The sequence below is a fragment of the Streptomyces sp. NPDC027962 genome, assembly GCF_055566095.1.
Window position 1 is genome coordinate 44,249 of sequence record NZ_JBVHTA010000023.1, and the last position, 14,586, is coordinate 58,834.

The following is a 14,586-nucleotide window of genomic DNA, read 5'->3' on the forward strand; positions in this document are numbered from 1 at the left end:
TTCCGAGGAGCGCCCCTGTGCACGGACTTGATCTCGACTCCGCCCGCAAGGTCCTCGACAGCCAGCCCTTCAGCAGGCTGGTCGGGGCGCGGATCGCCGCGTTCGGGGGAGGGGAGGCGGTGCTCGAAGTGACTGCCCGTGACGAGCTGCGCCAGCAGAACGGATTCCTGCACGGAGGCGTCATCGCCTACGCCGCCGACAACGCCATGACCTTCGCCGCCGGAACCACCCTCGGCCCCGCCGTGCTGACGGGGGGATTCTCCGTGCAGTACGTACGGCCTGCCACCGGGCGGGCCCTCGTCGCCCGTGCCGCCGTCGTGCACAGCGGCCGGCGGCAGGCCGTCGTCCGCTGTGACCTGTTCACGTTGGGCGCGGAGGGGGAGGAAACCCTCTGCGCCGTCGCGCAGGGCACCGTACTGTCCGCGCAACCGTGACCAGCGAGAGGAAGACGACTGTGACGACTGGAACCGCCCTGGTGGATCTCGCCGCGCTGGGCGAGGATTTCACCCGCGACCCGTATCCCGTCTACGCCGGGTTACGCGCCCAGGGCCCTGTGCACCACGTGCGGATGCCCGAGGGGCACAACGCCTGGCTGGTCGTCGGCCACGAGGCGGGAAGAGCCGCGCTGGCCGACAGTTCGCTGTCGAAGGAGTGGCGCAACGTCTCGCCGGAGCTCGGCATCGCCCAGCTGTCCTCGGGCATCACCATGCTCAGCGCCGACCCACCCCTGCACACCCGGCTGCGCAAGCTCGTCGCCCGCGAGTTCACCATGCGGCGCGTCGAGCAACTCGCCCCGCGCGTCCAGCAGATCACCGACGAACTGCTGGACCGGATGCTGCCCGCCGGCCGGACGGATCTGGTCGACGCGCTGGCGTTCCCGCTGCCGATCTCCGTCATCTGCGAGCTGCTCGGCGTGCCGTTCCTGGCGCAGGACTCCTTCCGTACCTGGTCAAACGCCGCCCTCGCGGCGACCGACCCCGCAGCACGGGAGCAGGCCGCGGGCCGCCTGACCCAGTACCTGACCGAGCTGCTGGCCGAGAAGCGCGAACAGCCCGGCGACGACCTGATGAGCGCGCTGATCCACGGGACCGACGAGGACCGCGGCGACCGGCTCACCGGCGACGAACTGCTCGGCATGGCCTGGCTGCTGCTGGTCGCCGGACACGAGACCACCGTCAACCTCATCGCCAACGGCGTGCTCGCCCTCCTCACCCACCCCGACCAACTCGCCGCTCTGCGCGCCGACTTCTCACTGATGGACGGCGCGGTGGAGGAGATGCTCCGCTACGACGGCCCCGTCGAGACCCCGACGTACCGCTTCACCACGACGCCGTACGAGATCGGCGGCACCACCGTCCCGGGCGGCGGACAGCTGGTGCTGATCGCGATCGCCGACGCCGACCGCGATCCGGCGCGCTTCCCGGAGCCGGACCGTTTCGACATCCGCCGGGACACGAGAGGCCATCTGGCCTTCGGGCACGGCATCCACTACTGCCTGGGCGCGCCGCTGGCCCGCCTGGAGGCGCGCATCGCCATCCGTACGCTCCTGGAGCGATGCCCGGACCTCGCGCTGGACGCCCACCCGGCCGCACTGGCGTGGCGGACCGGCATGCTCATCCGGGGGCCGGAGCGGCTGCCGGTGCGCTGGTAGCGGGGCGCGCCGAGGCGACGGGCGGCGCGGGCCGCGCGTGCGACGAGGCGGCGCGCGGGCGGGCCGTGGGCGTCACTGCGCCGGGATCTCGTCCAGGCGCACCGGCCTGTGCTCCCTGCGCGAGCGCTCGCACGCCTCCGCGACCCGCAGCGCGGTCAGCGCCTCGCGCCCGTCGCACGGATTCTCCGCCTCACCGAGGACCAGGCGTACGTACGCGTCCAGTTCCGCTTCGTACGCCGGCGCGAACCGTTCGAGGAAGCCCGGCCACGGCTTGTCGACGGGCCGCAGGCCGTGCGGCTCGGTGGAGCTGATGGGCGTACGGTCGTCGAGCCCGACCGCCACCTGGTCCAGCTCGCCGGCCAGCTCCATCCGCACGTCGTAGCCCGCGCCGTTGCAGCGGGTCGCGGTCGCCGTGGCCAGCGTCCCGTCGTCGAGGGTGAGCAGCGCGGCGGCCGTGTCGACGTCTCCCGCCTCGCGGAACATGGCGTGGCCCGCGTCGGAGCCGGTCGCGTACACCTCGGTGATCTCGCGGCCGGTGACCCACCGCAGGATGTCGAAGTCGTGGACCAGGCAGTCCCGGTACAGCCCGCCGGACAGCGGCAGATAGTCGGCGGGCGGCGGCGCCGGGTCGGAGGTGATGGCCCGCACCGTGTGCAGCCGGCCGAGCCGTCCGGAGCGGACCAGTTCGCGGGCCGCCGTGTAGCCGGCGTCGAAGCGCCGCATGAAACCCAGCTGGAGCTCGGTGCCCGCCTCCTCGACCGCGCGCAGTGCCCCGAGCGTGCCCGGCAGGTCCAGGGCGATCGGCTTCTCGCAGAATGCCGGCAGCCCGGCGCGCGCCGCGCGGGCGATCAGTTCGGCGTGTGCGGCGGTCGCGGAGGCGATCACCACCGCGTCCACGCCCCAGGTGAAGACCTCGTTCGCACTGGGGGCGGCGGTGGCCCCGCAGCGGTCCGCCACTGCCACGGCACGGGCCGCGTCGGTGTCCGCCACGACCAGTGAACCCACCTCACGATGGCGGCTGAGCACGCCCGCGTGAAAGCTGCCGATACGTCCCGTCCCGATGAGTCCGATGCGCATGGCCCAAAGGTGGAGGTGGGGCCGCCATGCTGTCAAGACTTTGTCCTGACAATCGAACCTCACGGCTTCCCGTCAACATGGCGTGCGACTACGCTCCCCCACGTGCCCAAGCAGCCCAGACACGAGACGGAACCGTCCCTGTCGCTCCAGCTGAGCGTGGACCGGACCAGCCCGGTCCCGCTCTACTTCCAGCTGTCGCAGCAGCTGGAATCGGCCATCGAGCGGGGGGCTCTGACTCCGGGCAGCCTGCTCGGCAACGAGATCGAGCTGGCGGGCCGCCTCGGTCTGTCCCGGCCGACCGTCCGCCAGGCCATCCAGTCCCTCGTGGACAAGGGGCTGCTGGTGCGTCGCCGCGGCGTCGGCACCCAGGTCGTGCACAGCCAGGTCAGGCGCCCACTGGAGCTCAGCAGCCTCTTCGACGACCTGGAGGCGGCCGGCCAGCGGCCCGCGACGGTCGTGCTCGGCAATGTGGTCGAGCCCGCGAGCGCGGAGGTCGCCGCCGCGCTCGGTGTGCCGGAGGGCAGCGACGTCAGGCTGATCGAACGGCTGCGGTACGCCCACGGCGAGCCGATGGCCCGGCTGCGCAACCATCTGCCCGCGGGCCTGCTGGTCTGCGACACCGAGCGGCTCGAGGCCACCGGCCTGTACCGGATGATGCGCGCCGCGGGCATCACCCTGCACAGCGCCCGCCAGTCCGTCGGCGCCCGCGCCGCGACGGCCGAGGAGGCCGAGCTGCTCGGTGAGCCGGACGGGGCGCCGCTGCTGACGATGGAGCGCGCCACCTTCGACGACACGGGCCGCGCCGTCGAGTTCGGCTCCCACGTGTACCGCGCCTCGCGCTACGCCTTCGAGTTCCAGCTGCTCGTCCGTCCCTGACGCGGCCCCACAGGGGCTCCGCGTAAGAATGTTCGGACAAAGTCTTGACGGGGTCGCGGGGCCGCCGTAGAAACTCACCCAGCCGCAACCGGGCGGCCGGGAGAGAAGGCGGACCCACCATGCGAAACACCCGCACGGCAGCAGCCCTGCTCGCCGCATGTGCCCTGGTCGTCGTCGCCGGATGCAGCAGTTCCGGCGGCAAGGACGCCGAGGAGAAGTCGTCCGGGGACGGCGCGGCCGGCGAGGCCGCGAAGACGCCCCGGATGAAGATCGCCATGGTGACGCACTCCGGCCAGGGCGACACCTTCTGGGACATCGTCCAGAGCGGCGCCAAGGTCGCCGCCCGCAAGGACAACGTCGACTTCCTCTACGCGGCCAGCCCGGAGGGCAAGGAGCAGGCGCAGCTGGTCCAGACGTACATCGACCAGAAGGTCGACGGGATCATCGTCACCCTCGCCAAGCCGGAAGCGGTGGGCGACGTCGTCAAGAAGGCCGTCACGGCCGGTATACCCGTCGTCACCGTCAACTCCGGAGCCGAGTTCTCCAAGGACCTCGGCGCCCTCAGCCACATCGGCCAGGACGAGTCGGTCGCCGGTGAGGCCGTCGGCGAGGAACTCAACGAGCAGGGGAAGAAGAAGGCGCTCTGCGTCATCCACGAGCAGGGCAACGTCTCCCTCGAGGCTCGCTGCGCCGGCGTGAGGAAGACCTTCGAGGGCACGGTGGAGAACCTCAACGTCGAGGGCACGAACATGCCCGCCACCACCTCGTCCGTCGAGGCGAAGCTCCAGGGCACCAAGGACATCGACGCCGTGGTGACCCTGGGCGCTCCCTTCGCCGCCGCGTCGGTGAAGGCGAAACAGGGCGCGGGCTCGGGGGCGCAGATCAGCACCTTCGACCTCAACGCCGAGGTGGTGGCGCGGCTCAAGGCCGACGAGATCGCCTTCGCCGTCGACCAGCAGCCCTATCTCCAGGGCTATCTCGCCGTCGACGAGCTGTGGCTCAACAAGGTCAACGGCAACGTCATCGGCGGTGGCAAGCCGATCCTCACCGGCCCGGCGCTCGTCACGGAGAAGGACGTCCCGGCGCTGGAGAAGCTCACGGCCGACGGCACGCGATGACATGTCCTGCGACGGGCGCCCGGCCGGCGCCCTGTGCGGCCGGGCCGCCCCCACTGCCTACCCCGCCACCAGCCATGACCGATACTTGGGCGGCCGCGCCGGGTGGATCCCGGGGCCGGCCGCAGCAGGCAGCACAGCGAGTACGGCAAGAAGGGCACCACCTCGTGGCAAGGGCAAGGACAGGGATACGCGCGCTGGGCGCGGTGCTGGCGGCGGTACTCGGAGCCTCCCTCGTGGGATGCAGCAGCACCGGAGGCAAGCGCGCGGAGGATGCCCGCAAGGCACAGGCAGCGGCCGGCAAGGCCGCGGTGAACACGCCCCGCTGGACCTTCGCCATGGTCACCCACTCCGGCGACGGCGACACCTTCTGGGACATCGTCCAGAACGGCGCCAAGCAGGCCGCGGCCAAGGACAACGTCAACCTGCTCTACGCCCACAGCGACGAGGGGCAGCAGCAGGCCCAGCTCGTCGACTCCTACATCTCCAAGAAGGTCGACGCGCTGATCGTCACCCTCGCCAAGCCCGACGCCATGAAGGCGGCCGTCGCCAAGGCCCGCAACGCCGGCATCCCCGTGATCACGGTGAACTCGGGCTCCGAGCAGTCCAAGGCCTTCGGCGCACTCACCCACATCGGCCAGGACGAGACGGTCGCCGGCGAGGCGGTCGGCGAGGAGCTCGACGCACGCGGCAAGAAGAAGGCGCTGTGCGTCCTGCACGAGCAGGGCAACGTCGGTCACGAGCAGCGCTGCGCCGGTGCGAAGAAGACCTTCGGCGGCGAGATGCAGAACCTGTACGTCGACGGCACCAACATGCCCGACGTCCAGGCCTCCATCGAGGCGAAGCTCCAGGCCGACCGGTCCATCGACTCCGTCGTCACCCTCGGTGCGCCGTTCGCCGACGCAGCCGTCCAGGCCAAGAGGACCGCGGAGTCGAAGGCCGAGATCGACACCTTCGACATCAACGCCAAGGTCGCCGGGGCACTGCAGGAGGGCACGCTCGGCTTCGCCGTCGACCAGCAGCCCTACCTCCAGGGCTACCAGGCCGTCGATCTGCTGTGGCTGTACAAGTACAACGCCGACGTCCTCGGCGGTGGGCGGCCCGTACTGACCGGACCCCAGATCATCACCGAGAAGGACGCCGCCGAACTCGAGGAATACACGGAGCGGGGGACCCGATGAGCCAGGCCGCACCACCTGCCGCACCCGGCAAGGCGCTGGACAGGCCCGACGAGCGGCTGCTGCGCACCTCGCCGCTGCGCAAGCTGATGGGCCGGCCCGAGCTCGGCTCCGTCGTCGGCGCGCTGGCGGTCTTCGTCTTCTTCTCGGTCTTCGCGGACGCCTTCCTCCAGACGTCCAGCCTCGCGACCGTCCTGTACGCGGCATCCACCCTCGGCATCATGGCGGTGCCGGTGGCACTGCTGATGATCGGCGGCGAGTTCGACCTGTCCGCCGGTGTGATGGTGACCAGCTCGGCGCTGGTCTCCTCGATGTTCAGCTACCGGATGACGGCCAACGTGTGGGTCGGCGTCCTGGTGTCGCTGCTGGTCACCCTCGGGCTCGGCGCCTTCAACGGCTTCATGCTGACCCGTACGAAACTGCCCAGCTTCATCATCACGCTCGGTACGTTCCTGATGCTCACGGGCCTCAATCTCGGCCTCACCAAGCTGATCAGCGGCACGGTCTCCACCAAGTCCATCGGGGACATGGAGGGCTTCGTCTCGGCCAGGAAGGTCTTCGCCGAGTTCGCTGTCGGCGGCACGACGATCAAGGCGACCATCGTGTGGTGGTTCGTGCTGGTCGCGCTCGCCACCTGGATCCTGCTGCGCACCCGCTTCGGCAACTGGATCTTCGCGGTGGGCGGCGGCGCGGACGCGGCCCGTGCGGTCGGCGTCCCGGTCAACAGGACCAAGATCTTCCTGTACATGGGCGTGGGCTTCGCCGCCTGGGTGTCCGGCCAGCATCTGCTGTTCTCGTTCGACGTGGTGCAGTCCGGCGAGGGCGTCGGCAACGAGCTGACGTACATCATCGCGGCGGTCATCGGCGGCTGTCTGATCACCGGCGGCTACGGCTCCGCGATCGGCTCCGCGGTCGGCGCCCTGATCTTCGGCATGACCAGCAAGGGCATCGTCTACGCGGAGTGGAACCCGGACTGGTTCAAGTTCTTCCTCGGAGCGATGCTCCTCCTGGCCACCCTGCTCAACGCATGGGTACGCAAGCGTGCGGAGGCGACCACCTAAATGAGTGCCCTTGTCGAGCTCGACGACGTCAGTAAGTACTACGGCAACATCCGGGCCCTCGAAGGTGTCTCACTCGAGGCGCACGCCGGTGAGATCACCTGTGTCCTCGGCGACAACGGTGCCGGCAAGTCGACCCTGATCAAGATCATCGCCGGGCTCCACCGGCACGACGCGGGCACGCTCCGCATCGAGGGCGAGGAGATCGTCCTCTCCGGGCCGCGCGAGGCACTGGACCGGGGCATCGCCACCGTCTACCAGGATCTCGCCGTCGTCCCGCTGATGCCGGTGTGGCGGAACTTCTTCCTCGGCTCCGAGCCCACCAGGGGCGCCGGCCCGTTCAGGCGGCTCGACGTGGAGACCATGCGGGAGACGACCCGCGCGGAGCTGCTGCGGATGGGCATCGACCTGCGGGACGTCGACCAGCCCATCGGGACCCTGTCCGGCGGGGAGCGCCAGTGCGTCGCGATCGCACGGGCGGTGTACTTCGGCGCCAAGGTGCTGGTGCTCGACGAGCCGACCGCCGCCCTCGGAGTGAAGCAGTCCGGCGTGGTGCTGAAGTATGTGGCCGCGGCACGGGACGCCGGTCTGGGCGTGGTGCTCATCACCCACAACCCGCACCACGCCTATCTGGTCGGGGACCGTTTCGTCCTGCTGAAGCGCGGTGTCATGTCGGCCAGCCATACCAAGGAGTCCGTCACACTCGACGAGCTCACCAGGCAGATGGCGGGCGGCAGCGAGCTGGAGGACCTGCGCCACGAGCTCGAGCGGGCCCCCGTGCCGGCCCACCTCGGCGGCCATCCCGTCGACAAGGAACGGCCAGCGGGGTAGGTGTACGCGTCGGGGAGGTGGCGCGCCGCCTACTAGCATCGAGGGGGCGGGCCCCACCCGCCCCGGGATCCGGACCGGCCACCACGACCCGCAGGGACGACTTGAGTACGTACCGCGACTTCACGAACCGAGGCACCGCACGCGCGACCGTCCTCAAGACCGTCGGCACGCGGGAGCGGCGCTCGCACCTCAGCGCGCCGCGGGTACCCACCGTCGGCATCGACATCGGCGGCACCAAGGTGATGGCGGGCGTCGTCGACGCCGACGGGATCATCCTGGAGAAGATCCGTACCGAGACCCCGGAGAAGTCCAAGAGCCCGAAGGTCGTCGAGGACACCATCTGCGAGCTGGTCCTCGACCTCTCCGACCGCCACGACGTGCACGCGGTGGGTATCGGTGCGGCCGGCTGGGTCGACGCCGACCGCTCCAAGGTCCTCTTCGCGCCCCACCTCGCCTGGCGCAACGAGCCCCTGCGCGACGCGCTCTCCGCCCGTCTCGCCGTACCGGTCCTGGTCGACAACGACGCCAACACCGCCGCATGGGCGGAGTGGCGCTTCGGCGCCGGGCGCGGCGAGGACCACCTCGTGATGATCACGCTGGGCACGGGTATCGGCGGCGCGATCCTCGAGGACGGCAAGGTCAAGCGGGGCAAGTTCGGCGTCGCCGGCGAGTTCGGCCATATGCAGGTCGTGCCCGGCGGCCATCGATGTCCCTGCGGCAACCGCGGCTGCTGGGAGCAGTACAGCTCCGGCAACGCCCTGGTCCGCGAGGCCCGCGAGCTGGCCGCCGCCGACTCCCCGGTCGCGTACAACATCATCGACCGGGTCGGCGGCAACGTAAGCGACATCACCGGACCGCTGATCACCGAGCTTGCCCGCGAGGGCGACGCGATGTGCATCGAGCTGTTCCAGGACATCGGCCAGTGGCTCGGCGTCGGCATCGCCAACCTCGCCGCCGCCCTCGACCCGTCCTGCTTCGTGATCGGAGGGGGCGTCAGCGCGGCCGACGACCTGCTGATCGGCCCCGCCAGGGACGCCTTCCGGCGCCACCTGACCGGCCGCGGCTACCGTCCGGAGGCGCGCATCGCCAAGGCCCAGCTCGGCCCGGAAGCCGGTATGGTCGGCGCGGCGGACCTCGCCCGGCTCGTGGCGCGCCGCTTCCGCCGCGCCAACCGCCGGCGGGTGGAACGCCACGAACGCTACGAGCGCTACGCCCAGGCCCTGCGCAACCCGAGCTCCGTACGCCTCCCACAGGAACCGCCGTCATGACCACGCTGACCACCCGCCAGACCATGCCGACCCCGCCCCCGGCCCCCGAGGGCCGGCGGCACATGATCGTGCGCCGCTGGATCACCGCGATCGTCATCGTGCTGCTCATCGGCATCCCGGCCGGCTACGGTGTGATCTCCGCCGAGCAGAGCCGCGCCAGCGGCCGCGACAAGCAGGCGGAGTCCGCCGCGGAAGGGCTGCGCGGCTTCTGGCCCTCCCTGATGAAGCGCCGCATCTTCGAGGTGCCGATCCCTGAGGGTGCCTGGCGGGTCGCCTACTACGAGACCAGCAACTGGAAGACCAGCCGCCTGTACGTGCAGTTCCGCACCTCCGACAAGGGGCTGGACACGTTCCTCGAGGACCTGGGGACGAGCCGGGCCGCGCTCGAGGACGGCAAGGTCACCATCAGCGACCGCGACTCCGGGGTGGTGGGCTGGAACTTCGGCCTCGAGGGCCGCGCGTGGGCGGGCACCGTGCACACGCAGAAGGACCCGAGGCCGAGCCAGGACATCACGGTCGACCTGACCGAGCCGGACAAGCCCTGGGTCTACGTCGTCTCCACCGCGAACCCCTAGGGCGTGTTTCGAAAGTCCCGCTTGGCCCACGACGTCTGGCACGCGCACTCGCTGCGTTGTCGGAGTCATCCAAGTACGTCCAGTACGAGGATGATCCTCCGCCTTGCGATTGCACGCACCAGACGCCGCGGGCCCCGCCCTGCGGGCGGACGACGCTACTTTCGAAACACGCCCTAGACGGTCGGGCCGCCGCGCACCGCGCGCTGCTCGACGCGTACCAGGCCGCTCGCGACGGCCCGCCCACCTTGCCGGCCCCCTTCATGGGCGTCGGGCCCGTGCGCCCAGGGCACTCGACGACGCGGGGTCGTCATCGGCGCATGGACGATGTGCTCCTACAGTCCCTGCGACAGCAGCAGCTCATGGGCCAGCCGAGCGCCGCGCGCAGGTTGCCCCTTCCGCTCCGCGTCCTGCGACGGAATCTCCTCAAGGCCCTCGGCGAGTGCCCTGATGGCACCGGCGAGCGTCTCCACCTGCGATTCCAGGAGGCGCAGGCGCTCATCCGTGCTCTGCGGTACCTGTCCTGCTCCGCTGTTCCCTGTTGTCATCATCAGCCTCCGCAGCGATCGTGTGCGGGCCCCACGGTGCGACGGCCCCGCCCTCCGAAGCGACCTGGCCCGGACGAGGAGTCCTCTCCCGGTGTGCGTTTCCAGTCTCGTCTCCCGGGAAGTCCTTGCAGAGGGCCGAAGGTCCCTCCCAAGCGGAGTCCGGCCCATCACCGGTCAGTGGCGGAGCACCGTCGAGACACTCGTCGTGGGCGACGTCCGCAGCTTCGGCCGGGGCCGCTCCTCGGCTTGATCGCCCAGGCGCCGACGGTCGCCCCTGCCAGGAGACCGAGCGTGATCCAGCGCCACGTCCACGGGGTCGTTGCCCGCGAAGACGACCTCCAAGGAGTGACCCGGAGCTTGACCGTGCAAGCGCGAGCCACCTGTCGGTCGTCGACGCTCGGCACCAGAGCCCAGTGGCCTGTACGGCCGGTGTACGCACCGGCAGAGATCAGGCTTCGCGGGACCCCTCGTACATCGCTTCGATGGCCTGGGCGTACTCGCGCTCCACGACAGGGCGTTTGACCTTGAGGCTGGGGGTGAGTTCGCCGTGCTCGACGTCGAGGTCGCGCGGCAGCACCGAGAACTTCTTGATGGTCTGCCACCGCTGCAGGCCGCCGTTGACCCGCTGGACGAAGCCGTCGATCAGCTCGTGGACCTCGGGCGAGGAGACGACGTCGGCGTAGCCCCGGCCGCCGAGCCCGTGGGACGCCGCCCAGGGCATGATGACGGTCTCGTCCAGGGTGATCAGGGCGGTGCAGTAATTGCGGCCGTCGCCGATGACCAGGATGTTGCTGACGAACGGGCAGACGGCCTTGAAGCGGCCCTCGATCTCGGTGGGCGCCACGTACTTGCCGCCCGAGGTCTTGAACACGTCCTTCTTGCGGTCGGTGATGCGCAGGAACCCGTCCCCGTCCACCTCGCCGATGTCGCCGGTGTGGAACCAGCCGTCGCTCTCCAGGACCTCTGCCGTCTTCTCCGGAAGGTTGTGGTAGCCGCGCATGATGCCGGGGCCCCTCAGGAGGACCTCGCCGTCCGGGGCGATGCGGACCTCGGTGCCGGGCAGCGGTGTGCCCACCGTGCCGACCCGGTAGCCCTCGGCGGGGTTGACGGTGCAGGCCGCGCTGGTCTCCGTCAGGCCGTAGCCCTCGAAGACGTGCACACCGGCGCCGGAGAAGAAGTAGCCGATGTCCGGAGCGAGGGCGGCGCTGCCGGAGACGCTGCCGCGCAGATTGCCTCCGAAGGCCGCACGGATCTTGCCGTACACGAGCCGGTCGGCGACGGCGTGTTGAACGGTGAGCGGCAGGGGTATCCGGCGCCTGCCGGTCGCCGTCGTGCTCTCCTGCCCGGTCCTGGCGTAGTCGCGGGCCACCTTCGCCGCCCACAGGAAGATCTTGTATTTGGCGCCCCCCTCGGCTCGCGCCCGGCCGGCGATGCCGTTGTAGACCTTCTCGAAGATCCGCGGTGCGGACGCCATCACGGTGGGCCGGACCGCGGGCAGGTTGGAGACGATCCGGTCGACGCGCCCGTCCACCGCCATCACGTGACCGGTCCGTATCTGTCCGGAGATCAGGGCCTTCCCGAACACGTGGGACAGCGGCAGCCACAGGAACTGCACGTCGTCGGAGCGCAGCAGTCCGCTGACCTCCTGCGCGACGCCCTGGTACGACCAGCAGTCGTGGACCAGGCGCACGCCCTTGGGCCGGCCGGTCGTGCCGGAGGTGTAGATGAGGGTGGCGAGGTGCTCGCGCTCGATGCCCCGGACCGCCTGCTCGATCGCATCCGGGTGCTCTTCCAGGTACACGACCCCGCGCTTCTCCAGCTCGGCGAGGGACAGGATCTCCAGCCCCTCGACCTTGGGGATGTCCGTCCCGGGGTCGAAGACGATCGCGTGGCCGAGCTCGGGCAGGCGGTCCGCGTGGGCGACCACCTTGGCCAGCTGCGCGGCATCCTCGACGAATATCGCCCGGCTGCCGGAGTCGGAGAGGATGTACACCGTCTCATCGGCATTGGTGCTCGGGTAGACGGCGGTGGCGGCGGCGCCCGCGCACATCACACCCAGGTCGGCCAGGATCCACTCCACCCGCGTCGAGGAGGAGATCGCCACCCGCTCCTCGCGCCGCACCCCGAGGGCAAGCAGCCCCGCCGCGATCGCCCTGACGCGCCCGGCGGCCTGCGCCCAGGTCAGCGAGCGCCACTCCTCGGTGCTGGAGGTACCGTCCCCAGCCGGCGCGGGGTAACGGTAAGCCTCGCCGTGGGGTGTGGCCTCGACTCTCGACAGGAAGAGATGCGCCACGGAAACCGGGCGTCTTTCAAGAAGGGACTGTGCGGAACTCACATTGACCTCCGGGCCCGAATGCGCCCATTCAAGAACTTGTTAACTGGCAGGTAACTCGCAGGCAAAGTGAGACTAGAGGCAAACCTGCCGGCGCGTAAGGGATGTGGGGGCGGAAACGTTCAATCGCCCCTCTGCGTCCTCGAGTGCGGGCGCCGGCAAGGGCCCGGAGGCAGCGTCTGCGGCATCGCGGTTCGCTGCCGCTTCCGGGACCTTGTGCAGGCTCAAGCCTGACGCGAAGCCGTCTGTCAGCCCTCCCGGATGAAGCCCTCCCGCACCAGCCAGTCCTTCGCCACCTCGTGCGGGTCCTCCCCGTCCACGTCCACCCGGGCGTTCAGCCGCTGGGCCTCGGCCCCCGTCAGCCGCTTGGTGATCGGGGCGAGGACGTCGGCGATGGCGGGGTACTTCCTCATCGTGGCGCTGTTCATCTCGGGTGCCGCGTTGTAGTTGGGGAAGAAGTGCCGGTCGTCCTCCAGCACCTTCAGCCCGAGTTCCGGAATGCGGCCGTCGGTGGTGGCCGCCACGCCGAGGGTGCAGGCCGCGCCCTTGGCGACCTGGGTGTAGACGACGCCGTCGTCCATCTTTTTGAAGTTCCCGCGCCGGAGGGCGAATCCATATGTCTTCGCCACGCCCGGCAGGCCGTCCTCGCGCACCGAGAACTCGCTTCCGCCGCAGATCGTCGCCGCGCCCGGGTCCTTCTTCGTCAGACGTGCCACGTCGGAGAGAGTGCGCAGCCGGTACTTCTGCGCATTCGCCCGGTTCGCGACCAGCGCGTAGGTGTTGTTGAGCGGGGCGGCGGGCAGCCAGGTGATGCCGTTGCGGCGGTCCTCGTCGCGTACGGCCTCCCACTGCTCGTACGGGTCGACGACCGGCTTGGTGTGACCGAGGTAGGTGATCCAGGCCGTGCCCGTGTACTCGTACATCCCGTCCGCCGCACCGGACTTGACCGCCTCGCGGGCACCGATCGAGCCCTGGATGTTCGTCCGGTCCAGGACTTCCGCGCCGGCCGCTTTGAAGGCCAGCCCCATGATCTTGCCCAGGATGATCTGCTCGGTGAACTCCTTGGAGGTCACGGTCAGTTGGGCGCCCTCCAGCGGTCGCCCCTTCCCGATGGAGCCGGGCTGCACCGAGTCGGCCAGCGGGCTGCCGCTGGTCAGTCCGCAGCCGCTCAGCCCTGCGGCGGCGAGCAGCAGGGCGCCCGCGCCCGCGACGGCCGTCCGTACCCGGGTCAGGCGCATCAGTCCACCTCCAGGCCGCGTGGGTGCAGCAGCAACTCGACGAGCATCCCAATCCAGTCCACGATCAGCGCCATGGCGACCGTCAGTACGGAGCCGAGCACCAGCACCGGCATGCGCTGGTTGGTGATGCCGGAGGAGATCAGGTCCCCGAGTCCTCCTCCGCCGCCGAAGGTGGCCAGCGTCGCGGTGCCGACGTTCAGCACCAGCGCGGTCCGTACGCCCGCCAGGATCAGCGGTACGGCCAGGGGGAGTTCGACCCGGAACAGCACCAGCAGCGGCGACATCCCGATGCCGCGCGCCGCCTCCACGAGTGCCGGGTCGGTGGCCTTCAGGCCGGCCACGGTGTTGCTCAGCACCGGCAGCACCGCGAATGCCACGATGCCGACCAGGGCGGCTCGTTGGCCGATGCCGAGCCAGATCACCAGCAGCGCCAGCAGGCCCAGGGCCGGGGTCGCCTGGCCGATGTTGGCCACCGCGACGAACGGCGGTGCGGCCCGGCGCAGGACCCCGCGCGTCAGCGCGATGCCCAGCGGGATCGCGATGACGAGCACGAAGAAGGTGGAGATCGCGACGAGTTCGGTCTGCTGGAGGAGTGCGGTGCGCACGGCGCCGTCTGCGAGGGCGTTCCTGGCGATCGAGTCCAGCTCGGTGGTGCGGAGATACAGCGCGGTGGCGCCGAGGACGACCGCGACGAAGGCCGGCAGCGTCACCAGCTTCTGCCAGGTGATACGGGGCGGGACCCGGTCCAGTGCGGCGAGCCGGGTCACGGGCTCGTCATGCCCTGGCCCTGGCCCTGGAGCCGGGGACCCGTAACCGGCCTCGGGAGCGGCTCCGCCACCGTC

General features: G+C 70.3%; 14 protein-coding genes. 9 read left to right on the forward strand and 5 right to left on the reverse strand.

Annotated elements, in window-relative coordinates:
* The first annotated feature begins 17 nt into the window (after window positions 1–17).
* Window positions 18–434, forward strand: a complete 417-nt coding sequence (locus tag ACZ4SA_RS21805) for a PaaI family thioesterase (protein WP_468276961.1) — start codon at window positions 18–20, stop codon at window positions 432–434.
* Window positions 435–454: 20 nt separating this feature from the next.
* Window positions 455–1,651 carry a cytochrome P450 family protein gene (locus ACZ4SA_RS21810; protein WP_468276964.1) on the forward strand — a complete coding sequence of 399 codons (1,197 nt, stop codon included), beginning with the start codon at window positions 455–457 and terminating at the stop codon, window positions 1,649–1,651.
* Window positions 1,652–1,723: 72 nt separating this feature from the next.
* On the opposite strand, the gene ACZ4SA_RS21815 is transcribed toward ACZ4SA_RS21810, so the two are convergent.
* Window positions 1,724–2,728, reverse strand: a complete 1,005-nt coding sequence (locus ACZ4SA_RS21815) for a Gfo/Idh/MocA family protein (RefSeq protein ID WP_468276966.1) — start codon at window positions 2,726–2,728, stop codon at window positions 1,724–1,726.
* Between the two features lie 156 nt (window positions 2,729–2,884).
* Between ACZ4SA_RS21815 and ACZ4SA_RS21820 the strand changes: the two genes are divergently transcribed.
* From ACZ4SA_RS21820 to ACZ4SA_RS21850, 7 genes are all read left to right on the forward strand, one after another.
* Entirely contained in the window at window positions 2,885–3,604 is a 720-nt protein-coding gene (locus tag ACZ4SA_RS21820) for a GntR family transcriptional regulator (protein WP_468277110.1), read from the forward strand.
* Between the two features lie 119 nt (window positions 3,605–3,723).
* Window positions 3,724–4,722, forward strand: a complete 999-nt coding sequence (locus ACZ4SA_RS21825; RefSeq protein WP_468276968.1) for a sugar ABC transporter substrate-binding protein — start codon at window positions 3,724–3,726, stop codon at window positions 4,720–4,722.
* A 164-nt stretch (window positions 4,723–4,886) separates the two neighbouring features.
* A complete protein-coding gene (locus tag ACZ4SA_RS21830) occupies window positions 4,887–5,900 on the forward strand; it encodes a sugar ABC transporter substrate-binding protein (protein ID WP_468276971.1) in 1,014 nt (337 codons plus the stop codon).
* Window positions 5,897–6,958: an ABC transporter permease gene (locus ACZ4SA_RS21835; RefSeq protein WP_468276973.1), complete on the forward strand. Its 1,062-nt coding sequence runs from the start codon at window positions 5,897–5,899 to the stop codon at window positions 6,956–6,958. The genes ACZ4SA_RS21830 and ACZ4SA_RS21835 overlap by 4 nt, the downstream gene beginning before the upstream one ends.
* Window positions 6,959–7,786, forward strand: a complete 828-nt coding sequence (locus tag ACZ4SA_RS21840) for an ATP-binding cassette domain-containing protein (protein WP_468276976.1) — start codon at window positions 6,959–6,961, stop codon at window positions 7,784–7,786. It abuts the gene before it with no gap.
* A 101-nt stretch (window positions 7,787–7,887) separates the two neighbouring features.
* Window positions 7,888–9,054 carry an ROK family glucokinase gene (locus tag ACZ4SA_RS21845; protein WP_468276978.1) on the forward strand — a complete coding sequence of 389 codons (1,167 nt, stop codon included), beginning with the start codon at window positions 7,888–7,890 and terminating at the stop codon, window positions 9,052–9,054.
* Complete coding sequence (locus ACZ4SA_RS21850) at window positions 9,051–9,629, forward strand: hypothetical protein (RefSeq protein ID WP_468276981.1); 579 nt, start codon at window positions 9,051–9,053, stop codon at window positions 9,627–9,629. Before ACZ4SA_RS21845 ends, ACZ4SA_RS21850 begins: the two co-directional genes overlap by 4 nt.
* Before the next feature lie 332 nt (window positions 9,630–9,961).
* Here the strand turns inward: ACZ4SA_RS21850 and ACZ4SA_RS21855 are convergent, their stop codons facing one another.
* The 4 genes from ACZ4SA_RS21855 to ACZ4SA_RS21870 form a co-directional block, all read right to left on the reverse strand.
* Window positions 9,962–10,177 (reverse strand): hypothetical protein, encoded by a 216-nt coding sequence (locus ACZ4SA_RS21855; RefSeq protein ID WP_468276984.1) that lies wholly within the window; start codon window positions 10,175–10,177, stop codon window positions 9,962–9,964.
* Window positions 10,178–10,622: 445 nt separating this feature from the next.
* Complete coding sequence (locus ACZ4SA_RS21860) at window positions 10,623–12,509, reverse strand: AMP-dependent synthetase/ligase (protein ID WP_468276986.1); 1,887 nt, start codon at window positions 12,507–12,509, stop codon at window positions 10,623–10,625.
* Window positions 12,510–12,754: 245 nt separating this feature from the next.
* Complete coding sequence (locus ACZ4SA_RS21865) at window positions 12,755–13,744, reverse strand: glycine betaine ABC transporter substrate-binding protein (protein WP_468276988.1); 990 nt, start codon at window positions 13,742–13,744, stop codon at window positions 12,755–12,757.
* Entirely contained in the window at window positions 13,744–14,511 is a 768-nt protein-coding gene (locus tag ACZ4SA_RS21870) for an ABC transporter permease (protein ID WP_468276991.1), read from the reverse strand. The genes ACZ4SA_RS21865 and ACZ4SA_RS21870 overlap by 1 nt, the downstream gene beginning before the upstream one ends.
* Between the last annotated feature and the right edge of the window lie 75 nt (window positions 14,512–14,586).

Coding starts and splice junctions, on each gene's coding strand:
- ACZ4SA_RS21855 (WP_468276984.1), bottom strand. CDS start 10,177: ATGATGACAACAGGGAACAGCGGAGCAGGACAGGTACCGCAGAGCACG.
- ACZ4SA_RS21835 (WP_468276973.1), top strand. CDS start 5,897: ATGAGCCAGGCCGCACCACCTGCCGCACCCGGCAAGGCGCTGGACAGG.
- ACZ4SA_RS21815 (WP_468276966.1), bottom strand. CDS start 2,728: ATGCGCATCGGACTCATCGGGACGGGACGTATCGGCAGCTTTCACGCG.
- ACZ4SA_RS21840 (WP_468276976.1), top strand. CDS start 6,959: ATGAGTGCCCTTGTCGAGCTCGACGACGTCAGTAAGTACTACGGCAAC.
- ACZ4SA_RS21865 (WP_468276988.1), bottom strand. CDS start 13,744: ATGCGCCTGACCCGGGTACGGACGGCCGTCGCGGGCGCGGGCGCCCTG.
- ACZ4SA_RS21825 (WP_468276968.1), top strand. CDS start 3,724: ATGCGAAACACCCGCACGGCAGCAGCCCTGCTCGCCGCATGTGCCCTG.
- ACZ4SA_RS21850 (WP_468276981.1), top strand. CDS start 9,051: ATGACCACGCTGACCACCCGCCAGACCATGCCGACCCCGCCCCCGGCC.